At 61.2% G+C, this 22,332-nt stretch carries 21 protein-coding genes and 1 pseudogene; 13 read left to right on the plus strand and 9 right to left on the minus strand.

Going from position 1 to position 22,332, the window contains the following annotated elements:
* Positions 1-7: 7 nt before the first annotated feature.
* Positions 8-1,378 carry an FAD-binding oxidoreductase gene (locus QX071_RS07935; protein ID WP_315701431.1) on the minus strand — a complete coding sequence of 457 codons (1,371 nt, stop codon included), beginning with the start codon at positions 1,376-1,378 and terminating at the stop codon, positions 8-10.
* Between the two features lie 159 nt (positions 1,379-1,537).
* On the opposite strand from QX071_RS07935, the gene glnT reads away from it, so the two are divergent.
* The 11 genes from glnT (at position 1,538) to QX071_RS07990 (ending at position 14,478) form a co-directional block, all read left to right on the plus strand.
* Positions 1,538-2,935, plus strand: a complete 1,398-nt coding sequence (gene glnT / locus QX071_RS07940) for a type III glutamate--ammonia ligase (protein WP_315728861.1) — start codon at positions 1,538-1,540, stop codon at positions 2,933-2,935.
* Positions 2,936-2,959: 24 nt separating this feature from the next.
* Positions 2,960-3,856 (plus strand): glutamine amidotransferase family protein, encoded by an 897-nt coding sequence (locus QX071_RS07945; protein WP_315701429.1) that lies wholly within the window; start codon positions 2,960-2,962, stop codon positions 3,854-3,856.
* Between the two features lies 1 nt (position 3,857).
* Positions 3,858-4,616: a protein glxC gene (locus QX071_RS07950; RefSeq protein WP_315701428.1), complete on the plus strand. Its 759-nt coding sequence runs from the start codon at positions 3,858-3,860 to the stop codon at positions 4,614-4,616.
* Positions 4,616-5,944, plus strand: coding sequence for an FMN-binding glutamate synthase family protein (locus QX071_RS07955; protein ID WP_315701427.1), 1,329 nt, complete (start codon positions 4,616-4,618; stop codon positions 5,942-5,944). Before QX071_RS07950 ends, QX071_RS07955 begins: the two co-directional genes overlap by 1 nt.
* Positions 5,945-6,001: 57 nt before the next feature.
* Positions 6,002-7,291, plus strand: a complete 1,290-nt coding sequence (locus QX071_RS07960) for an ABC transporter substrate-binding protein (protein ID WP_315701426.1) — start codon at positions 6,002-6,004, stop codon at positions 7,289-7,291.
* A complete protein-coding gene (locus QX071_RS07965) occupies positions 7,279-8,061 on the plus strand; it encodes an ABC transporter ATP-binding protein (protein WP_315759780.1) in 783 nt (260 codons plus the stop codon). Before QX071_RS07960 ends, QX071_RS07965 begins: the two co-directional genes overlap by 13 nt.
* Positions 8,054-8,779 carry an ABC transporter ATP-binding protein gene (locus tag QX071_RS07970; protein WP_315701424.1) on the plus strand — a complete coding sequence of 242 codons (726 nt, stop codon included), beginning with the start codon at positions 8,054-8,056 and terminating at the stop codon, positions 8,777-8,779. Before QX071_RS07965 ends, QX071_RS07970 begins: the two co-directional genes overlap by 8 nt.
* A 1-nt stretch (position 8,780) precedes the next feature.
* Positions 8,781-9,680 (plus strand): branched-chain amino acid ABC transporter permease, encoded by a 900-nt coding sequence (locus QX071_RS07975; RefSeq protein WP_315701423.1) that lies wholly within the window; start codon positions 8,781-8,783, stop codon positions 9,678-9,680.
* Between the two features lie 2 nt (positions 9,681-9,682).
* On the plus strand, positions 9,683-11,371 hold the full coding sequence (locus tag QX071_RS07980) for a branched-chain amino acid ABC transporter permease (RefSeq protein ID WP_315701422.1): 1,689 nt from the start codon (positions 9,683-9,685) through the stop codon (positions 11,369-11,371).
* 31 nt (positions 11,372-11,402) lie between these two features.
* Positions 11,403-13,724, plus strand: coding sequence for a N,N-dimethylformamidase beta subunit family domain-containing protein (locus QX071_RS07985; RefSeq protein WP_315701421.1), 2,322 nt, complete (start codon positions 11,403-11,405; stop codon positions 13,722-13,724).
* Between the two features lie 82 nt (positions 13,725-13,806).
* Positions 13,807-14,478, plus strand: a complete 672-nt coding sequence (locus QX071_RS07990; protein ID WP_315701420.1) for an XRE family transcriptional regulator — start codon at positions 13,807-13,809, stop codon at positions 14,476-14,478.
* A gap of 153 nt (positions 14,479-14,631) precedes the next feature.
* On the opposite strand, the gene QX071_RS07995 is transcribed toward QX071_RS07990, so the two are convergent.
* The 6 genes and pseudogenes from QX071_RS07995 to QX071_RS08025 form a co-directional block, all read right to left on the minus strand.
* The gene (locus QX071_RS07995; RefSeq protein WP_315701419.1) at positions 14,632-14,823 is read right to left on the minus strand and encodes a transposase; all 192 of its coding nucleotides are present in this window, start codon (positions 14,821-14,823) and stop codon (positions 14,632-14,634) included.
* Positions 14,820-15,152 (minus strand): hypothetical protein, encoded by a 333-nt coding sequence (locus QX071_RS08000; protein ID WP_315701418.1) that lies wholly within the window; start codon positions 15,150-15,152, stop codon positions 14,820-14,822. The genes QX071_RS07995 and QX071_RS08000 overlap by 4 nt, the downstream gene beginning before the upstream one ends.
* A gap of 28 nt (positions 15,153-15,180) precedes the next feature.
* Positions 15,181-15,777, minus strand: coding sequence for an IS66 family insertion sequence element accessory protein TnpB (gene tnpB, locus QX071_RS34030; RefSeq protein WP_409997796.1), 597 nt, complete (start codon positions 15,775-15,777; stop codon positions 15,181-15,183).
* A gap of 242 nt (positions 15,778-16,019) precedes the next feature.
* Entirely contained in the window at positions 16,020-16,436 is a 417-nt protein-coding gene (gene tnpA, locus QX071_RS34035; RefSeq protein WP_409977528.1) for an IS66 family insertion sequence element accessory protein TnpA, read from the minus strand.
* A gap of 154 nt (positions 16,437-16,590) precedes the next feature.
* Positions 16,591-16,698 (minus strand): annotated as a pseudogene (gene tnpA, locus QX071_RS34040) (IS66 family insertion sequence element accessory protein TnpA); the annotation flags it as partial.
* Between the two features lie 596 nt (positions 16,699-17,294).
* On the minus strand, positions 17,295-18,188 hold the full coding sequence (locus QX071_RS08025; RefSeq protein ID WP_315701416.1) for a GNAT family N-acetyltransferase: 894 nt from the start codon (positions 18,186-18,188) through the stop codon (positions 17,295-17,297).
* Between the two features lie 229 nt (positions 18,189-18,417).
* Between QX071_RS08025 and QX071_RS08030 the strand changes: the two genes are divergently transcribed.
* Complete coding sequence (locus tag QX071_RS08030) at positions 18,418-19,341, plus strand: glyoxylate/hydroxypyruvate reductase A (RefSeq protein ID WP_315701415.1); 924 nt, start codon at positions 18,418-18,420, stop codon at positions 19,339-19,341.
* 21 nt (positions 19,342-19,362) lie between these two features.
* On the opposite strand, the gene QX071_RS08035 is transcribed toward QX071_RS08030, so the two are convergent.
* Together QX071_RS08035 and QX071_RS08040 are read right to left on the minus strand one after the other, a co-directional pair.
* On the minus strand, positions 19,363-20,637 hold the full coding sequence (locus QX071_RS08035; RefSeq protein ID WP_315701414.1) for an FAD-binding oxidoreductase: 1,275 nt from the start codon (positions 20,635-20,637) through the stop codon (positions 19,363-19,365).
* A 14-nt stretch (positions 20,638-20,651) separates the two neighbouring features.
* A complete protein-coding gene (locus QX071_RS08040) occupies positions 20,652-21,320 on the minus strand; it encodes a haloacid dehalogenase type II (protein ID WP_315701413.1) in 669 nt (222 codons plus the stop codon).
* A 169-nt stretch (positions 21,321-21,489) separates the two neighbouring features.
* Here QX071_RS08040 and QX071_RS08045 point away from each other — a divergent pair, with 169 nt between their 5' ends.
* On the plus strand, positions 21,490-22,332 hold the full coding sequence (locus QX071_RS08045; protein WP_315701412.1) for a GNAT family N-acetyltransferase: 843 nt from the start codon (positions 21,490-21,492) through the stop codon (positions 22,330-22,332).

The raw sequence follows: 22,332 nt of genomic DNA on the forward strand, positions 1-22,332 counted from the left end.
GACTCCTTTATAGTCCTGTTGCATCGCGCAGACGATACCAGCCTTCGACGAAGGGAACGGCAGGCTTGGCGAATGCGTGGAAGGTGTGGCTCGGAAACGAGAGCTCGTCGAAGGCGGACCGGCCCTCCGGCTTTCCGAGCATCTGCAAGGCGATCTTCCGGCCAAAATGCGTCGAGCGCGACACGCCCGTCCCGCAGTAGCCCATTGCGTAATAGAGTCCGTCTGGAGAACGGCCGAGGTGGGGAAATTCATCATACGTGTAGCCGATGAGGCCGCTCCACGCGTATGACACCTTCACTTCTCCCAGTATGGGGAAGGTGCGCAGCAAGTCGTGGGCGAGATGCGTATAGGCGGCCAGCACCGAGTCTCTTGCGAAATGATTTGATCGGCCGCCCCAGATCAGCCGGTTCTCGTCGGGGGCGGGGCGAAAATAGAAAAACACGCGGTTCGTATTTCCATAGGCGCGCCTTGTCGGCATCAGCCGCGTGAAGATATCGGGTGCGATTTCCTCGGTCGTGATTTGCGCGGAGCGGATCGGGACGATTCGCTTCCGGAAAAAGGCGCCGACATTCTTCGTGTATCCGTTGGTAGCCACGAGAACGTCGCGCGCCTGGATGCTGAACCGCTCGAAGTGGATCGTGTGCCCGTTCCTCTCTGATGAGATTGCTCGGACCGGCAGATGGCCATGCACCGTGCCGCCGGCATCAATAACGCGAGCGAGGAGGCCGCTGTGGTACTTGCCGGGATGCAGGCTCGCGTCCATTGGCAACACGGATCCGCCGTGAAACAGCTCCGTGCCGATTTCCTTGTGCTGCTCGGCTCGATTGACCATATAGGAATCGACGTTGGCGTAGCGTTTCAGATCCTGCATGTCGCGCGCCATGGTGTCGTAGTGTTCTACGCGCATAGCGCCGCGAAAGCGCCCGCATCGGACGAAAGAGCAGTCGATCTTCTCTTCCTTGATCAGAGCTTCGATGCCGTCGAGCATCTCGACGCCTTCGTGCAGCAGTTCAACTGCTTTCCGCTCGCCCTTCATTTCGACGAGGGTTTTTACCCGAAATTTCTGATTTCCGCTGCCGATCTGACCGCCGTTGCGTGTACTTGCGCCATAACCGGGAACGAAGGCGTCGACGACGACCACTTGTCTTCCGGCACGAGCAAGTACGAGGGCAGCGGAAAGGCCTGAGAAGCCTGCCCCGATAACGACGACGTCAGCCTTCTTTGGTGGGGCGGGCCAAGGGCCGGTGCGCGGCACAGCGGCGCGCCACCAATATGGAATTGCCTGCGTCGTCCAATATTTGGTGCGACCTTCGGAGAGATCCGAGAGCCGAATTCCTATCGGCTCGTGCCGCGAATTCGGATCGACGAAATGCGTCATCGCAGTTGTTTCCAGGTTTCCCATCATCATCGCTTGCAGATAATAAAAATTACTTGCATTATATGCAAGTCGCATTTATAGGGAAGTTGCCGGTGCAAAAAATCTTGCCGAGATCGCAACGTGGGATCGGTGAGGAAGCGTCTTCCAAGGAGAGTTCAGATGCACATTCCCAATGCGTGGTCCGGCACGCTGGCTCCAGGCAGTCTCGCGACTCCCGCCGGGCTGGATCTTACCGGCGCTCAAGCCTTCCTCAAGCAGACGGGCGTCCGCTACGTTCTCGCCCAATTCGTCGACCTGCACGGCGTGGCCAAGAGCAAGTCCGTCCCCGTGCAACACCTCGAAGATATTTTGACCGACGGCGCCGGCTTTGCCGGTGGCGGCGCATGGGGGCTCGGGTTGTTGCCCCACGAACCCGAATACATGGTCGTCTGTGAGCTCGATACGCTGACCGTGACGCCGTGGGCGCCGGGTTACGCGCGAATGATGGGCGTGGGAACGGTAAAGGGCGTTCCCCATCCCGTCGACACGCGTAACGTTCTGAAGAAGCAGGTCGCGCGTCTTGCCGAGCGCGGCTGGACTCTGAACACGGGGTTGGAGCCTGAGTTCATCCTATTGCGTCGGGATGGCGATGGAAAATTGCAGCCCTTCGACGGGACCGACACACTCGCCAAGCCAGCCTACGACTATCGAGGTCTGATGCGCGGGCGAAGCTTCCTGGAGCGGGTCACGGAATCGCTGCAGGCCATAGGGATCGACGTCTATCAGATCGATCATGAGGATGCGAACGGGCAATACGAGATCAACTTCAAATATGCCGATGCACTGAAGACGGCCGATCAGATTACGCTGTTCAAGATGGCGGCCTCGGAAATCGCCAACGATCTCGGCGGGATCTGTTCGTTCATGCCCAAGCCCCGAAGCAATTCGACGGGCAGCGGCATGCATATCCACTGCTCGATCGCCGACGGCAATGGCCGTAATCTCTTCCACGACGATGCAGATCCAAACGGCCTTGGGCTGACCAAGCTCGCCTATCATTTCCTCGGTGGCGTTATGGCGCATGCCAAGGGGCTGACCGCGCTCCTGGCGCCCACGGTCAACTCCTACAAGCGCCTTGTGGTCGGGCGCACGGTCTCCGGCACAACTTGGGCGCCTGCGTTCATCGCGTATGGCGACAATAACCGCACGGCCATGGCGCGCATACCCTACGGGCGGATCGAAATCCGCACCGGCGACAGCAGCATGAATCCATATCTCGCGACAGCAGCGCTGATTGCCGCCGGCCTGGACGGCATCGACCGCGAGCTTCATCCGGGTGAGCCGAAGAATGTGAATTTCTACGGCCTTTCGCTCGACGCCATTCGTGGCATGGGCGTGGAGCTGTTGCCGCAAACCCTTTCCGAGGCTTTGAGGGAGCTCGAGGCGGATCCGTTGTTCGCAGCCGCGCTCGGGTCTCCGGTCGTTGATGAGTTCGTGTCGCTGAAGAGCTCCGAATGGCTAGAATATCATCGGCACGTGTCAGACTGGGAAGTCGAGCGATATCTCAGCTTTTTCTAGCCTTCGCTTGCACTGGAGATCGCGATGTGTGGAATTGCAGGACTGTTCATCAAGGCCCCTCGGCTGCAACCCGTGCTTGGGGCTTTGCTCGCCGAGATGACTTCGACCCTGTGTAGCCGGGGTCCGGACTCCGCCGGCTTCGCTTTATACACGGCGGAAAGTCCCGGCAGGACGAAGCTCACGTTGACGTCCGTCGCCGAACGGTCCGATTTTGGGGCGCTTGGCGCGCTTCTCGCCCATTCTCTGGGGGTCGCTATCCTTGTGACCAATCGCTACACGCATGGCGTGCTCAGCGTGCCGGTGGATTCGGCGGATCAGTGTCGCGCCTGGCTCGCCGAAAACGCGCAGGACGTTCGCGTCTTGAGCGAAGGGGTCAACCTCGAAATCTACAAGGAGGTTGGTTATCCAGATGACGTTGCCCGGCGGTTCGATATTCAATCCTTTGCGGGAACGCACGGCATAGCCCATACGCGGATGGCAACCGAGTCGGCGGTGACCACCACCGGCGCTCATCCGTTTTCGACCGGACCTGACCAGTGTCTGGTTCACAATGGTTCGCTTTCGAACCACGCTTCGCTTCGTCGCGAGCTTCGGCAGAACGGCATCGTTCCGGAAACGGAGAACGATACCGAGGTCGCCGCAGGCTATATCACGCGAGAGCTGCGACGCGGACGTACGCTGGGAGATGCGCTGAAGTCGAGCGTCGATGATCTCGATGGCTTCTTCACCTTCGTGGTCGGAACAAAGAATGGTTTCGGGGTGCTGCGTGATCCGATCGCATGCAAACCGGCCGTCATGGCGGAGACGGACGATTACGTGGCGTTCGCCTCCGAGTATCGCAGCCTCGCTGGGCTCCCGGGCATTGCGAATGCGCGGGTCTTCGAGCCGAAACCGGCAACGCCTTACTTCTGGGAACACTGAGATGAATCGAATTGAAGCTGGCTCGTGGTCGGGCCACGACATCAAGGCAGGGCGGGGGCCGTCAGACCCGGCCACGGAGCTGGACCTTTCCGCTCTGTCACTGCGTGAGCTCAACGCTCGGCTTCAGGCGCTGAAGCTCCCGACCAATGAGACGTTTTGGCGTGTACTCAATCCCAACGGCGCTCACGCGATCGCGGTCGGCGTGGATGCGCCCATTGATGTCGAAGTGGCAGGGCACGTCGGCTATTTCTGCGGCGGTATGAACAAGAGTGCTCGCATCGTGATCGATGGAAACGCCGGCCAGGGCGTTGGCGAGAACATGATGTCCGGGCTTATTCACGTCAAGGGCGACGCGAGCCAATCCGCCGGGGCCACCGGACATGGTGGCCTGTTGTTGATCGATGGCAATGCGGGAGCTCGGTGCGGCATTTCGATGAAGGGGATCGACATTGTCGTCAAGGGCGACATCGGGCATCTCTCCGGTTTCATGGGCCAAACCGGGCGCCTGGTCGCCTTCGGTGATGCGGGCGATGCTCTGGGGGATTCGATTTACGAAGCGCACATCTACGTCCGCGGCAAGGTCGAAGGCGTCGGCGCCGACTGCATCGAAAAGGAATTGCGGGATACGCATCGGGCGGAGCTGTTTGCGCTGCTCGAGCGCGCCGGCGAGGCGCACAAGGTCGATGTATCGGAATTCCGCCGATATGGATCGGCGCGCAAGCTTTACAACTTTAATATCGACCATGCCGGGGCCTATTGATGACTACTCATGAGAAGACGTGGGGGTATATCCCGCCGCGCCAGTCCGCCACGTTTGATGCACACTCCATTGCGGAGATAAGGCGGGCCGCTGCGACCGGCATTTACGATATCCGCGGCGGTGGCACCAAGCGGAAGGTGCCGCACTTCGACGACCTCTTGTTTCTCGGCGCGTCGATGTCGCGTTATCCCCTGGAAGGATATCGCGAGCGTTGCGACACCAGCGTCGTTCTCGGAACGCGTTACGCGAAGAAGCCGCTTCATTTGGATATTCCTGTCACCATCGCAGGCATGAGCTTCGGGGCTCTCTCGGCTCAGGCGAAGGAGGCCCTTGGTCGCGGCGCAAGTCTGGCCGGCACCTCGACCACCACTGGTGACGGTGGCATGACTCCGGAGGAGCGCGGGCAGTCCAAGACGCTCGTCTATCAATATCTGCCATCCCGATACGGCATGAACCCGGACGACCTGCGCAAGGCCGACGCGATTGAGATCGTGGTGGGCCAAGGCGCCAAGCCCGGTGGCGGAGGAATGCTGCTGGGCCAGAAGATATCGGATCGGGTCGCAAAGATGCGCTCGCTTCCGATGGGAATAGACCAGCGTTCAGCCTGCCGTCACCCGGACTGGACGGGGGCGGACGATCTGGAGATCAAGATCCTGGAGCTGCGCGAGCTCACCGGCTGGGAGAAGCCGATCTATCTGAAGATCGGTGCAAGCCGTCCCTACTATGATGTTGCGCTCGCCGTAAAGGCGGGGGCTGACGTGGTGGTGCTGGACGGCATGCAAGGCGGCACCGCAGCCACCCAGGACGTCTTCATCGAGCACGTCGGAATTCCAATTCTTTCGGCGATCCGCGCCGCCGTTCAGTCGTTGCAGGATCTCGGGATGCACCGCAAGGTACAGCTCGTCGTTTCCGGCGGCATTCGCAGCGGCGCCGATGTGGCCAAGGCGCTTGCGCTCGGCGCGGATGCTGTCGGCATCGGGACCGCGGCGCTGATCGCGCTGGGCGACAACGATCCTCGGTATGAAGACGAATATCGTGCTTTGGGGACGACTGCCGGTTGCTATGACGACTGGCACGAGGGCAAGGATCCGGCGGGCATCACCACTCAGGATCCCGCGCTGTCGAGCCGGCTCGACCCGATCCTGGCCGGCCGACGGCTCGCAAATTACCTCAAGGTGATCACGTTGGAGGCGCAGACCATCGCGCGCGCATGCGGCAAGAGCCGCCTGCACAATCTGGAGCCGGAAGATCTCGTTGCGCTTACCATCGAGGCAGCTGCGATGACGCGTCTTCCTCTGGCGGGAACGAGCTGGATTCCTGGTCAATAGTTGCTGGGCTGGTGCGGCGGTGGTCGCCGCGCAACGCTTCGTTGAGGAGGGGGAGTAATGACCAAATTGGAGTTGACGAGACGCAGTGTCGTTACGGGCATCGGTGCCGCCGTCGCGATGCCCTGGATATCCAGGGCGGGTGCAGCGCCAAAAGGAGAGCCCATTCTGCTGGGTGTACCAACGTCGCAGACGGCGGCGGCCGGCGTTGCCGACGATCTTGATCACCTCAACGGCACGACGCTAGCGATGGAGGAGATCAACGCCGCCGGCGGCATTTTGGGACGTCCTCTGAAGCTGTTTGTCACTGACGTCGATAAGCTGTCGCCCGAGAGCTGCCAGCAGGCGATCGCAGCATGTGCTGATGCGAAAGTCCATGCGATCTCGAACGCGTTCGTGTTTGCTCCGATCCCGGCAATGGATGAGTCCGCCAAGTATGGATGCCCGTATCTGCAAGGCAATACGCAGCGAGCGGCAACCGAAGCGTTCAAGTCCAACTCGAAGAAATACAGCCACGTTTTCCAAACCGACCCGTCCGAGGTCCACTACGGCCACACCTATCCTCTTTGGCTCGAGCACGAGGAAAAACGTGGCGTCTGGAAGCCGAAGAATCGCAAGGTTCACATCGTCCAGGAGCAGGTAGCGTATTGCCAGACCATCTCCAAGGCGGCGCAAGAGGCGATCAAGAAGCGCGGCAAATTCGAAGTGGCGGCCGTGACCGACATCCAGTTTCCCGTGCAGGACTGGTCGCCGGTCATTCAGAAGCTGAAGGAGGTCGACGCCGGGGCCATCATGATCGACCATTGGGTGGCTGCGGAGTATGCAGCTTTCTGTAAGCAGTTCGCGGCAGATCCGGTGAAAAACTCACTCGTCTATCTCCAGTATGGACCGTCTCAGCCGGAATTTCTCGAACTCGCCGGGGCCTCGGCAAACGGATTCTGCTGGTCGACCGTGTTGGGCGTGTACGCAGACGAACGAGGAAAGGGATTCCGCAAGAAGTACCAAGCGAGATTTCCGGGAACGATGGGGCTCGTCTACACCGGTAACGGCTATGATATCGCGCATTGGCTGAAGCTAGCCTGGGAAGCCGTCGGCAAACCCGAGGATTTCAAGGCGGTCTGCGACTGGATCCGGCAGCATCCGTATCGCGGCGTTTGCGGCTATATGAATCTGAACAACGACTATCAGGAAGCCGCCCATTTCCCAGACGACGGCAATCCGATCTCGGCGCTGGAGCTGGAGAAAGGCATGAGCCAGCTGTACGTCCAGGTCCAGAGTGGGCAGCACAAAATCGTGTTTCCGAACGAGATCTCGGAATCTCAACTGCAGCCCGCGCCATGGTGGACGTAGTGAACATACCAAAGCTCGACGTCGAGATGCGTCGAGCGCCCGCCCTTTTTGCGGGAGAGAACATCTCTCTCGATCTGGGCGGACGGGAGATCCTCAAGAGGATCAGCCTGAGCGTCCGTCCTGGTGAAGTGCTGGGAATCATCGGGCCCAATGGCGCCGGCAAGACAAGCCTGTTCGAGGTTCTGTCTGGCCGATTGAAGCCGAAGTCCGGATCGGTACGCTTCCGCGGTTCGGATGTGACTGCCCTGCCGCTTCATGCAAGGGCCCGCCTTGGGATTGGGCGGACTTACCAGACGCCGGTGGTTCCGGACGAATTGACGGTCGGACAGACATTCAAGGCCGCGCGACAGGCCTACAAGCCCTATCTGACCCGTTTCGACGCCGAATACGGCGCCGAGCTGGTTGGCCTCGACGTCGATGCGGAAGAGCCGACGAGTTCGCTGGAAACGCTCAACAGACGCAAGCTTCTGCTTGCGTGCCTCTTGATGCGTCGTCCTGCCTTGCTGCTCATGGACGAGCCTGCCGCAGGTCTGATCAATTCGGAGGTCGACGAGATCGATCATCTGATCAGGATGCTGTCGAAGGAGATGAATGTCGCGATCATCATCGTCGAGCACCGCATCGAATTGCTCGAGACGATCGCCGACCGGGTCATGGTGATGGACGCGGGTGAGGTCATCTCTGAGGGATCGCTTGCCGATATTCTGGCCGATCCGAGAGTACACGCGGCATATTTCGAGAAGGTCGAAGAAGGGGCGCTCGATGGCTGAAGCGCGCGAAATTCTCTCCGTACAGGGGCTGTCAGCGGGGTGGGGGCCGCTGCGGGTGATCCATGACCTGGATTTCATCGTAAGGGCCGGCGAGCGGATCGGACTGGTTGGGCTGAACGGCCATGGCAAGACCACGCTGTTCTATGCGATCGCAGGTTTGACAGGCTGGCAGCGTGGTTCGATCTTCCTGAACGGAAAGCAGATCGGGCGCACCCGCAGCCAAGGGCCGGGCCGTTATACGCACCAGATCGTGAGGCAAGGGTTGGCCCTGATTCCTCAGGGCGATGAAATCTTCCATGGCCTTACGGTCGAGGAGCACCTCGATTCGGGGGCATTCACGCCACGCTCCTGGAAGGAGCGGGCCACGCGCAAGCAGCGAATCTACGATGTCTTTCCGCCACTGCGGAAATTGAGTCATGTGCCGGTCGGCCGTCTTTCAGGCGGTGAGCGGCGGATGGTCTCGATCGGTCGGGGCTTGATGGCCGAAGCGTCGCTGTTCCTGGTCGACGAGCCCTCCCTTGGACTTGCCCCGAAGATCGGCAAGGGCGTTCTCGATGCATTGATGAGCATTGAGCTCCGCGATTCAGCGATGGTCATCGCGGAGCAGAACATAGCCTTGTTGGAAGGACGCGTGGATCGCGTGATCGGAATGCACGTCGGCAAGCTCAAGGGTGGCGCCTCAGCCGCGCTGACCCTGAACAGCAATCGGGATCTCTAGGATGAACTGGCCGTATGTCATATCTAATGCGATTGTGCTGGCCTGCATCTACGGCACTCTCGCCATCGGGCTGTCGATCACTTGGTCGAGCCTGGGCCTGTTGAATCTCGCCTACGGGTTCATCTTTGCCTTGTCCGGCTATGGCGCCTGGCTGACCCATCAATATGTGGCGGCCCTGATGCCGGACGCGCTGCATGGCCTAATCATCATGCTTGCCGGAATTGCGACGGGCGCGCTGGGCGGAGTTCTGGTGTGTGCCCTGGCGTTTATTCCAGTTCACGACAAGCCGAACTTCACGATTCGCGGCATGATCGCGACCTTGGCGATCAGCTTGATGGGAACTCAGCTGCTGCTCTGGTGGTTCGGCCCGCGGTCGAAGAGTCTTCCGGAGATTTTCGGCACGAGCAAGCTGTCTCTGTTCGGGCTGGTTCTGACGGCCGACAAGATCGGTAACGTCGTCGTCTCGATCGCGATGTTGCTGATCGTCCTGACATGGATGCGTTCGAGTAGGCGAGGTCTTGAAATCCGTGCAATGATGATGAATCCCCACGCCGCGGCGATCGTCGGCATCGGCGTGCGGCGCACCAGCTTCTACGTGATGGCGATCACCGGCGGTTTGGCGGGCCTCTCGGCAGTTCTTCTGTCTCAGACCTATTACATTCAGCCGTTCAATGGCCTCACCCCGATGGTCAAGGGCGTCAGTATCGCCCTGTGCGGTGGGCTCGGAAGCGTGCCGGGCGCGGTGATCGCTGCCCTACTCCTGGGGCTCAACGAGGCCATGACGTCCGTGGCGCTCGGTGGCCAATACGTGCTGATGACCCAATTCCTTCTCATCATCCTGATCATTCTGGTTCGTCCACGCGGAATCGCTGGGCTCCTCGATAAGGCGCGGGAGGCCTAACGATGCTCAATCCCGTTCCGAACACGGCGACCATGACTGAAGCATCCGAAGACGGCGCGCGAGTCTGGCGCAATCCTTTGACGGCTTGGGGTGGCGCGGGTGCCGAGCCCGAGGTGCCGACGATCCCTTACAAGGATCCGACGGAGATTTGGACGCAGACCCGCGAATCGGGTGTGCGGTTGCTGCCGGTCGGCCGACTTCGGTACTATTACAAATGGCCCGGTCACGGCGAAAAACTTTGGACCAAGCTCCGCTACTGGCCCACGCGCCGCCGCGTTCTTCACGTGCGTGGAGAATATAACCCGAAGACGCTCCGCCGCGAAAAGACGATCGTCGACAAGCGTCCAATCTGGTGGGTTCTTGGCCTGCTGGCGCTAGCGCTCGCCCCGTTTGTGTTTCCGGCGTCCCAGCTCAATACGCTTCTTGCGGCCGGCGCGTTCTTCGGAATTTATGCGGCAATCAACCTGTGCTGGATGCTCGTGCTCGGCACGGCCAGCATCTTTTCGCTTGCGACTTATGCGGTTGTAGGGGTCGCGGCATTCATCACGACGTGGCTGTCGATCTCCATCGGGCTCCCCTGGTGGGTTCTGCCGATAATCGGCAGCGTAATCGGACTCGCGTTTGGAATCGTGATTGCCATACCAGCCACCCGCCTGGACGGCTTCTACTACGCACTCTTGACCCTCGGACTGAATGAGTTGTGCCGAGTGTATTTCGTGCAGTCGAAGATATTCGGCTCGGCGACAGGTGGCCTCTATGGCGCGGACGCCTACGCTCCGAAATCTTGGTCTCCGCTCGACCAATCGATGCTGGGGTACTACGCGGCGCTGGCGCTGATGTGCGGCGCGTTGCTGCTCTATCGCATGGTCGACGGGCGGCGGCTGGGCCGAATTCTGCGCATGGCTCCTGAAAAGCGGGAAGCTTTTGCGGAGGCCACCGGAGTTGATTTTCGTCGCGCCCGCATTCAGGTGTTCGTTATCTCCTCGATTGCCCTCGGGTTCATCGGCGGATTCTATGCCGCCCACTATCGAGGCGTGGGATTCTCGATCTTCAGCTTCGACACGGTTTTGTTGGGCTTGGCGATGCTGGTCATTGGCGGCATCGGAAGAGCTGAGGGCGCGGTTGTCGGCACCGCGATCGTGGTCTTTCTCGACAAGGTGTTGATCAGCTGGGGACCTCTCAGGCTTTTCGCCATCGGCATCATCATGTTGCTCGTCGTCTTGTACCTCCGGAACGGGTTGTTCGGCATCAAGCAGCAGTTCCGGGCCTGGAGAGACAAGAAGAAGAGCGAGCGTCGCTCTGCGCGAGCAGAGAAAGGAGGAGAAATGTTACCGGAAGAAGCGACCGAAACGAGCAACAAGGACCTGGTCTATTGGCGCCGCTACGACAAGATGCAGCGAGACTATCTGAAGTCCCTGGTTTCTCCCGAGCTGATCGAGGAGCACAAGCGCAATCCTCTCGGGCAGCACAGCGAAGCGCTCGAGCGTCTCCTGCTTTACTTCCGACGCCAGCCGCTTCCGGACAAGTACGCCATTCAGGTCGTGCAGCCGTTCAAAGCCTACCGGATCGTCGCGCTTTCAGGTCATCGGGGCGTTCCACCCCGGGTGGTCGAGGACAAGCTCTATCCCTCGCAAGACGACGCTTATCACGGCGTATTCATGCGACGCGTCCAGGATCTCTTGGAATCCTGATCAATCAACTCGCAAGGCGGCAGACAGGCGCATGGCTCAGATCAAGCTGTTTGGTTACACGGACCGGATTTCAGTCAAACCGGGAGAAGCTATTACATTCCATGTGAGTGCGGATGGTGCTGCCGCCGCCGACGCTCAGCTTGTCAGGCTCGTGCACGGCGATGAAAACCCCTTGGGGCCCGGCTTCATTGAGCAGGAAGTGGCTTGCGAGGGAAATGGCCGCTGGCGCGTCGAGAAGCAGTTTACCCAGCTCGGCTCCTTCCTTGCGGTCGAGGATCCCCAGCGGAAGCTCGTGCTTGAAGGAAGCATGACCCTTTTCGGCTTCATCTTCCCGGGGCTTCCTGGAGACGGACGCCGCCAGTGCCTCATCGGCCGATGGAGCAACGACAAAAGCGCCGGATTTTGTCTCGGCATCAATCACGAGGGCCATCTTGAATTTTGGGTCGGGCGCGGCGACGAGGTTGACTACGTCAAGACAGAAATCCCCTTGATGAAGAAGACTTGGTACTTTGTTGCGGCCACCTTCGATGCAAAGACGGGCAAGGCTACCATTCACCAGGAGTCCGTGACCAACCGGTACAACGGCCTGCTCGGGGGCGTGGTGCCGATCGATTATCGTTCGCACGTGACCGAGACGTTTCGATTCAAGCAGAAGAATCTCGAGGAAACCCCTTTCTTGATAGGCGGATCTCGTGACTTCCATGAGTTGCGCGGACCATTCGTATCTCAGAATTTTTCCGGCAAGATCGACAGGCCCGGCATTTATGATCGCGCTCTCGGTCGCGCCGAGCTCGAGCGGCTTTCGAAAGGAGAACTCCCGACGAGCGATGGACTGGTCGCTTATTGGGATACGACGGAAGGATACACGGACGCCGGCATCGGCGATGCGGTAATCGACATCGGGCCCAACAAGCTGCACGCCGAGGGCTACAATCGCCCCGTGCGTGCTCAGACAGGCTGGAACTGGAAGGGCCGAAACGACTGCTTCCGATTGGCTCCCCGTGAATATGGCGGCATCGAGCTTCATCACGATGCGATGATTGACTGCAAATGGAAGCCGACCAGGACGGTCAGGCTGCCAGAAAGCTTGCGCTCGGGCATCTATGCGATGCGCCTGCGTGCAGGGGATGGCGCGGGATTAGGTGAGGAATATATTGTCTTCTACGTTCGGCCGAAGCAGCCTAAGGCGAAGATTGCATTTCTGGTGCCGACCGCGACCTATCTCGCCTATGCGAACGAGCACCTCAGCTTTGATGCCGAAATCATTCAACCGATGACGGGGCAGCCGCCCATCATTTCGGAAGTCGATGTCGAGATGTACAAGAATCCTGATTTCGGTCTCTCGACTTACGACTGTTGGGCCGACGGCAGCGGTGTTTGCTACAGTTCCTATCGCCGGCCGATCGTCAATATGCGGCCGAAACATCGGATGTCGAGTATGGGCGTGCCGTGGGCGTTCCCGGCGGACTTGTCCATCGTGGGTTGGCTTGAGCAAAAGGGGTACGATTACGAGGTCCTGACGGACGAGGATCTTCACGTCGAAGGTGTAGACGCACTCAAGCCGTACAGTTGTGTGCTGACGGGGACGCATCCGGAATACTATTCGGAGAGGATGCTGGACGGCACCGAGGACTACATCGCCGGCGGTGGCCGATACATCTACATGGGAGGTAATGGCTACTATTGGAACGTTGCCTTTCGTGAGGACGAACCCTGGACCATGGAGGTGCGCAAGCTCGATGCGGGCATGAGAGCGTGGAATGCCCGACCTGGTGAGCACTATCTGGCGACAACTGGCCAGAAGAGCGGACTGTGGAAGAATTTGGGGCGGCCCCCGCAAAAGCTGGTGGGTATCGGCTTTATCGCCGAAGGTTTCGAAACCAGCCGTCCGTATCGACGGATGCCGGACAGCTACCATCGCCAGGTTTCCTGGATTATGGAAGGAATCGAGGGTGAGCTGATCGGGGAGGAAGGGCTTGCCTACGGCGGCGCTGCCGGCCTTGAGCTCGATCGCTACGATTTGACGCTGGGAACGCCGCCTCACACCAAGATCTTGGCTTCTTCGGGCGGTCACAGCGACAACTACATGCTGTCTATCGAGGAAATTCTATATCCGTATCCTGGCCTTGCTGGTAGCCAGGATTACAGGATCCGCGGCGACATAACGTTCTTCAACGCCCCAAATGACGGGGCAGTGTTCTGCGGAGGCTCGATTGCATTCGGTCAGGCGTTGCCGGCGCGAAACTTCGACAACAATGTGTCTCGACTTCTCGGCAATGTCGTCGATGCATTTCTCAAGCCTGGCCCCTTGCCGGGTTCTCGCTGGATCAGCGAGGAGAAGCAGTGGAGATAAAGCGAAGGGGACCGTTTTCTTATCTCGTGCCCCTCGGCTGGCCGAGGGCTACCGAGATCCGCAACCGTTAAGGACAAAGAAATTGAAAAAAGCAAGCCGAGCGGCCCACAGGCGTCAGAACGAAAAGAAGACCTCGGTCAAATCGGCTAAAGTAGCCATGCCTCCCGCGGAGGAGACGATCGCCAAAGCGCCGATTGATGAACGCATGGGGGCAGCCATCCGACGTGGCCGGCTTGAGCGGGGACTAAAGCTGACTGAGCTTGCATCTGCGGCAAACATCTCCGTTCCGATGATCAGCCGTTTTGAAAATGGACAATCCTCGGTCAGTCTCCCTTTGTTGGAACGAATCTGCACCGCGCTCGGGACGGATCTATCAACGCTTTTCCGCGAAGTCGAACAGAGCAGCGGAAGTGCGCAGCTGATAAAGGCCGGTGATCAGATGGAGGTGGTTCGCTCGGGAACGAAGCATGGTCATACGTACAAGTTACTGTCGTACAACAGGGGTCCGCGCAAGATCTTTGAGCCGTTCCTGATCGATATGGATAAGGAAAGCGAGAGCTACCCGCGCTTTCAGCATGCAGGAACGGAGTTCATCTACATGCTGAGTGGGCGCATGGAATACCGCTTTGGCGATAAGACCTTTCTCATAGGGCCCGGTGATGCATTCACCTTCTCCGGCAATGTTCTACACGGGCCGGAGAAGCTACTCGACGACCGGATTCAGTTCATCACGATCATCGTCTATGCGGAATAGCGGGCAGCCTAGCAGGAGATGCACGTTTATCGCTCTCCTGGGGCTCTAGCAGTCTGCTGAAGAAGCGGCCGAACCCCGACGGATTTTCGGTGATGTGAGGTTCTGTACGAGATTTCGCCGTTGGAGCGATGATCTCCGCTCCGAGAGGCGGCCTTATGCGGCAATCAGCTTGGGTATTCGGACGAGGTTGTAGTCGATCAGGTTGAGGAGGAAGTCGCCAAGCACGCGGTCGCGGCCTCGGTGCTTGGTCTTGCGAATGGTTCCGTGCTGCTTGCCCCAGCCGAAGATGCATTCGACCATGGCTCGGCATGTTTGAGACATGCCGTAGCCGGCGTGCCGGGTCATTCGCCCATCGATGGCGCTCTGGCGTCCTTTGGGATTGCCGTTGTTGTACTGGCGACGTGCGACGTGATGTTCATCTCCCGCAGCTTGGCGACGTGCTCGGCTCTGTCATAGGCCTTGTCCTCGCCCACGGTCATGCGGCCTCCAGACGTCTTGGCTTTCGCCTTGAGCATGACTTCGGGCGCGTTTCTTTCGGCCGTTACCGTCGCATGGGTCACCCGCCCGTCGATCGCCAAGCCGTTCCTGTTTTCCATGATGAATTGGCACATGTAGCAGAGCCTGGCTTCCTTGCCTCGGGACTTCCGATACAGCCGGCTGTCAGGATCGGTCACGCTGGCATGGGTATCGTTCTTGCGCTTCTCAGGTCCTCAAGACGAGTGCAAGCTGGTCGGGATCGATGCGCTCGGAACTACGGCCGAACTGCATTCGCTGCAGCTGTTTGATGATGGACTTGAGACGCTCGATCTCGGTGTCGCGATGGCCGATCGCAGCGGCAGTGTCGCGCACCAGGCGCTGCAGAAGCTCAGGATCGGAGGGGAGATTAGTGAGATCGTGCTGCATGTCCGATGGTACTCGAACACGCTGATTCGTAGAAGAATCGCAACTCAGTTCAGCACTGGTTTTTGCAGATGATCCTGCAATCGCGGGCTTCCAGATACGCTCTGGCGCGCGCCAGTCGATGCCTTCGATCAGCATCGCGAGCTGCGCCGGCGTGAGCGTGATCGAGCCATCATAGCCCGCCATCACCGGCCACACGAAGCCGCCCTGATCGATACGTTTAGTGAACAGACAAAGCCCGTTCCCGTCCCAGAACAGGACCTTCAGGATCGATGCCTTCTTGCCGCGGAAGGCAAACAGATGACCGGAGAACGGATCCTTCTTCAGCGCGTCCTGCACCAGCATTGCGAGCCCATCCATGCCTTTGCGCATGTCGGTGTAGCCGAGCGCCAGGTGCACCTTCACGCCCGCTGGAACGAACATCATGATGCTGTCTCTCCGCTTTCGATCTGCGCCCGCACCGCATCCGGATCGCTGCCGGCGGGAGCGAAGACACGCTGTCTGTCAGGAAGGTCGACGGCCATCATGCCCTCCGGTGGACGCACGAGATTGCGCAGAACGCGCGCTGCGGGCATGTCGTCCGGCAGCACAACACGGGCGAGCTTGGATCGCTTCTTTTACGCGATGCCGAACTGCGCGCGCTAGCGGAACAGCAGCCCGGTGACGATCCCATGCTTGCGGGCGACGGCAGAGACTTTGGCGCCCGGCATCTCAGTCTCCCTGGCGATCGCGAGCTTCTCCTCGTCGCTGAAGAAGCGTCGGGCCGGCGTTTTGGGCGCGGCTGGATCGCCGATTTCGGCGGCTGTCAAGCGGCGTTCGGGCTGTGAGTTCCTAGCACTAGTGCTAACGGCCGGACGGGCGGAGGGATGAAGATGGGCGCGCCAGTCGATCGTGACCTCGCCGGCCGCCAATCGGTCGCGCCATTTGCGCAGCGAATGCGGCGACAGCTGCATGGCCGCGGCATAGGCGCGGAGCTCCATCCCGCTCCAGTTCAGCGCCTCGACATGCATCGCCCAGAACGCTTGAGACGCCCGATTGCGCACATCCGAGGTGACCATGAACCTGCGCTGCTTCTGCTTTCGGAGCGCCTTTTCTCGCTCGTCCCCGGGCGCGCTCGCGGCGCAATTCCGTCTGATATTTCTCGAGCTTAAGCGCAGTCTCGTTGCCGGCCAGCCGCTTCAGCCAACGCCGCAACGTGTTCTCGGTGAGACGTTGTTGCTGGCAGTATTTGCGGATCCCGAGACCGCTGCGACGCCACGCTTCGATGTGCAGCGACCACCATTCGCGGCGCGCTCTGTTCTCGAAATGTTTGGATCCCACCGGAGATTCTCCACAGCAGCAGAGAACCCGAAATGGAACGACAACACACGAGGGGGAAGGTGTGCAGAGACCGGACGGTTACAAGGCGGCGTTTCCGAGCAAGATAAAAGTGGCTCGCCGGTTGAATGCCAAGCCATTGACATGGCTTGGGTTCAACCGTGCCGTTCGGTCGAGGTGAGTGCCGCTACCGAGTTTTTTGTCAGCAAAGTCAAAGGCGACTTCGGCACTGATCGTAGTGTAGCGAACTCTGGCGAAGAACTCGGTTGAGCCACGCGACGAGTGCAGGATCTGCGACTCGGCGTGCGAGTTGACCGATCAATCGTGTCGCGCCGTCGTATCTCTGAGCCTGGGCCGATGCGTTCCGCCGACGCGGCCAGAACGAAATCGCGGGGTCGAAAGGGACCTGCGGCTCCGCGGGTCCAAAAGGGATCTGCGTATAAAGACTCACGGCGGGGCCCTAAGGGATCCGCTTTCCCTGCGACCAACGATCTCCCACCTGTCATTTTCCTCATCTTGGCATGTCGGCTCGGCGGTCGACCAGGACCGTATCCAGGATTCGCATGGACGCGAGCGGGCTCTGATCCAGGACGCAGGGGCTAGCCGAAGGCCTGACTGACGACGCCGTAGCTCGTCGGCCGGTCGTGGCCACGCGGGTGTGCACCCTTCACGTCGTTGCGCAGCGACATGGTTGTGACGGCATCAAACAGATCAAGCCCCGCTCGGGCTAGAAAGTCGCGAAACTCTCCGGTCTGATGGGTATCGAGCCTGAGGAATTGGCCGGCATGAGCCGCGACGTGCGGCGCGACCACCGCGATGGCGTCGCTGTCGCAGGACGCGACCACCGGCCCGACGACATGCCCGCGTCCAAACCGCCGGCACAGCGCGAACGCCGCGAGTTGTCCCGCTCGAAACAGGCCGAAGCTGCGCGACTGGGCCAACAGCGCCGTCATGAGCTCGCTTCGCTGGACGCCATAGGCGGACGCGTCGAGCTCGATCAGGGCCGGCAGCTCCGACCCGGTCAGCTCGTGGATGTCGCCCGTTCCGGCGACCGCTGTGCCGGGGTCGATCGCCTCGCCCTGACACTGAAACAGCGTCTGTTCGCGTTTGAAATCGAGCGATCGGTAGAGGCGATAGGCCGCACGCGTCGCGTTGAGCCGTAGCACGCGATCGCCGCACTCGGCCATCACGCGCTTCATCAGCCATTGCCCGGTGCCGAGGGCCTGAAGCCGCGGCGAGGTGATGACCATCCCGACCGCAGCAAAGCCATCGCTGTAGGGAAACCACATCGCAGCCCCCAAGACGCGACCGATCTCATCGAGCGCCACGACTCCGCGTCCGATGCCGCGCATGAATTCCCAATCCTCCGCCCGATGCGGCCACTGGACGGCGATCGACAAGGCGAGCAACTGCCCAAGGTCGACGCTGCCGATATCGGCGAGTTGCATCTCGAACACGTCGACGATGCGCGACTCGACGCCCGGGTCTTCCATGTCTGCTTTCCCTGTCCTCGTCCCGCCGGCCACGCGTCACCCTGCCTCGATGAGGTGGACAGCGACCATGCTGCCGTCACGCCGGCATATTGACGCGTCTGCGATCGAACTTCGCAACATTCTTCTCAATCCTGCCCTGTCTTCAGCAGGGAATACAGACCACGTCGTCTATGATCGATGCAGGCCGGAAATGGGGGCGGTGAGCCCGGTCGGCCGCTGGGATGATCGTATGACGTTCCTGTTCAAATCCGATGCCAAGCGTGGCGCCATCTTTCGCGAGGTGCTTGCGCGCGAACTCCCTGACCTGCCGTTCGCGATCGATCCGGCCAAGATCGATGCCGCGGCCGTCCGCTACATGATCGCTTGGCTGGTGCCGCCGGATCTTGCCGTCTATCGCAATCTCGAGATCCTGTTCTCGATCGGCGCCGGCATCGACCAGTTCAACGCCGCCTCGGTCCCTGCAGGGGTCAAGATCGTCCGCATGGTGGAGGACGGCATCGTCCGGATGATGCAGGAATACGTCACGCTGGCCGTGTTGACGCTGCATCGGAACTGGCCGGCCTATGTCGATCAGCAGCGACAGCAGCTGTGGCGCGCCGTACCGCAGCCTCAGGCGCGAGAGCGGCGCATCGGCGTGCTGGGCTTGGGCATGCTCGGGCAGGCGGTGTTGGAGCGGCTGGAACCGTTCGGCTTTCCTTTGTCCGGCTGGAGCCGCAGTCCGCGCACGATCGACGGTGTGACCACGCACCATGGCGCCGACGGTCTCGACCGGCTGCTGGAGACGACGGATATCCTGATCTGCCTGCTGCCTCTGACGGACGAGACACGCGGCCTGCTGAACGCTGAGCTGTTCGCCAAGCTGCCGCGAGGGGCCGCCCTCGTGCAGACCGGCCGTGGCCCGCAGCTCGACCAGGCGGCGCTGCTCGCCACGCTCGACAGCGGGCACCTCGCGGGGGCGGTGCTGGACGTGACCGATCCCGAGCCGCTGCCGGCCGAGCATCCGCTGTGGCGGCATCCGCGCGTGCTGATCACGCCGCATGTGGCCAGCGTCACGCAGCCTGAGTCGGCCGCGCTTGCTGTGGCCGAGAACATCAAGCGGCATCGCGCCGGGCTCGATCCGGTCGGTCTCGTCGACCGCAGCCGCGGCTACTGAGGGCCGGCGCGCCGCCACGGCTCAGCGGATCCAATCCATGGTCTTGTAGTACGCGCCGACGAACGGCAGGAACCAGGGCTTGCCGAAATGACCTGGCACGACCGGCCAGTCGGCCTCCTTCATCGGGTTGCGGTCGGGCCGGCCGAGCATCGCATCGGCCACGATCATGCCGAGATGAGTCGAGAGCTGTGCGCCATGGCCCGAATAGCCCATCGCGTACCACAGCCCGCCCTCGCGGCCGGCGCGCGGATAGCGGTCGGCGGTCATGTCGACGAGGCCGCCCCAGCAATAGTCGATGTCGATGCCGGCAAGCTGCGGGAACATCCGCTCCATCGCCGCGCGCAGGATCGCGCCGCTCTTGGCGTCCGATTGCTGATCGGATGTCGCCGAGAAGCGCGCGCGGCCGCCGAAGATCAGGCGGTTATCCGGCGACAGTCGGAAGTAGTTGCCGATGTTCATCGAGTTGACATAGGTGCGGTTGCCCGGAAGCACGGATGCCGCTTCTGCCTCCGTCAACGGCCGCGTCGCGATGATGAAGCTGCCGACGGCGATTATGCGGCGGCGGAAATAGCTGAATGTCGATGGCGTGTAGGCGCCGGTGGCGAGCAGCACCTGCTCGGCGCGCACCGTTCCCTTGGCCGTGGTCAGGCGGAAGCTCTTGGCCTGCTGCATCTGCTCGGTCACGGCCGCCTGCTCGACGATGACAGCGCCGCGGCGGCTTGCGGCCGTGGCGAGGCCCGCTACAAAGCGGCCCATATGCATCATGCCGCTCTTCTTGAACAGCATGCCGCCATGAAAGGGCGAGCCGATCTCGGACGTCAGGTCAGCCGGCGAGAGCAGCGCGGTGTCCGGGTCGACCTCGCGATGGATCGCTTCGAAGTTGCTCGCGATCGCATCGAAATGAGCGGGCTTGGAGGCCAGCTTGAGCTTGCCGGAGCGGCGGAAATCGCAGGCAATGTTCTCTTCCGCGATCAGGCGCTCCAGCGTGTCGATCGAATCGTCGAACGCCTTGTAGAGGGCGATGGCGCGCTCGGCGCCGAGCTCGGCCTTCGCCGCCGGATAACTATGCGCCAGGCCGTTGTTGAGATGGCCGCCATTGCGTCCCGACGCGCCCGAGCCGACCTGATCTGCCTCGAGCACTATGACCTTGGCGCCGGCCTTGGCGAGCTGCAGCGCCGCGCCAAGTCCGGTGAAGCCGCCGCCGATCACCGCGACGTCGTAGTGCCCCTCCACGGGCCCGGTGTGGCCGCCGGCAAAACCGGTCGCAGTGTCGCGCCAGTAGGAGACATATTTCATCGCGGGCACTCTGCTTAGAGACCTAACACGCCGGGCAGCTCGGAGACGCCCTTGATCTCGGTGTAGCCGTAATACGGATTGGCCGGCTCGTGACCGCGGTTGACCCACACCTTGCTCTTGATGCCGAGATCATGCGCCGTCATCAAATCGTAGCGGAACGATGACGAGCAGTGCGTGATATCCTCCGGGCCGCAGCCAAGCATGTCGAACATGTATTCGAAGGCGCGCATCCGCGGCTTGTAGGCCTGCGCCTCTTCGGCCGTGAATACGGCATGGAACGGCGCGCCGAGCTTGGCGACATTCGAGGGGATCTGCGCATTCATGGCGTTGGAGAGAATGACTAGCGGGATTTCCTTGGCCACCTTGGCAAGGCCCGACGGCACGTCGGGATGCGGACCCCAGGTCGGCACGCGCTGATACACCATCTCGCCGTCCTCGGGCTTGAAGGGGATGCCGATCTTGCGGCAGCTGCGCGCCAGCGCGTTGCTGACCACCTCGGCATAGGGCTTCCACGCGCCGAGGATTTCGTCGAGGCGGTAGGCCGAGAAGACCTTCACGAACTCGTTCATCGCCGGCTCGGAGAGCGTTGCGCTGTAGAGATCGCGCGCGGCTTCGGCCATCTCGAAATTGATCAGCGTGCCGTAGCAGTCGAAGGTCACATATTTCGGGCGAAAGCGGCTCATGGATCCTCATGCCGGTCATGGTCTCGGCCGCCGATGATAGGCCGACGCGCCAGCATAAGATGCGGCTTTGCCCCGGTTCTGCGGCGGAAGATGTTGTGGGCGTCACCGCCTTCAGCCGATCTGCTGGGTCCCGCTCGCCCAGACTCCCACGGAAATGGGAGTGCATGACATGACGTCCGACGCCGCGAGCTTTGTCGCTTTCAGCGGGGATCACCTGGATGCCGCGACGCGGCTGTCGCAGCAGGCGCGCTGGCCGCATCGTCGCGAGGACTGGCAGATGGCGCTTGCGCTCAGCAAAGGCTGCGTCGCCATCGCCGCGGATGGTCGCGTGATCGGCACTGTGCTGATGACCCCCTACGGCACCGACGCAGGCACCATCAACATGGTCATCGTCGATGAGGCGGAGCGGGGGAAGGGGCTCGGACGGCGCCTGATGCAGCAGGCGATGACGCTCGCGGGCGATCGCCGGCTGCAGCTCGTCGCGACCGAGGACGGCCTGCCTCTCTATGAGAAGCTCGGCTTCCACCGGACGGGTGAGATCGTGCAGCATCAGGGGCACCTTGCGCAGGCGGTGGCGCGGACCGACGCCGTGCGCGCAGCCCCGCCGGAGGACGTCTCCGCCATGACCGCCCTCGACGCTGCGGCGTTCGGCGCGGACCGCAGCGATCTGATCGCCCATATTGCGTCGGTCGGCGAGTTCGCGGTGCTTGAGCGACAGGGCCAATTGACCGGCTTCGCGGTGCTGCGCCGCTTCGGCCGAGGGCTCGTGATCGGCCCTGTGGTCGCGTCCGATCTCGACGACGCGAAGGCGCTGGTCGCGCATTTTCTCGCTGGTCGCGAGGGCGAATTCATCCGTGTCGACACCGGCATCAAGAGCGGCCTCACGCCGTGGCTGAGCAGCCTCGGCCTCGGCCATGTCGGCGGCGGCATCGTCATGCACCGACCCGCCGCACAGGACAGGGCTCAGCCATCCCCGACATCATTTGCCTTGGCCAGCCAGGCGTTCGGCTGA

It is taken from the genome of Bradyrhizobium sp. SZCCHNS1022 (genome assembly GCF_032484835.1).
Lineage (GTDB): Bacteria > Pseudomonadota > Alphaproteobacteria > Rhizobiales > Xanthobacteraceae > Bradyrhizobium.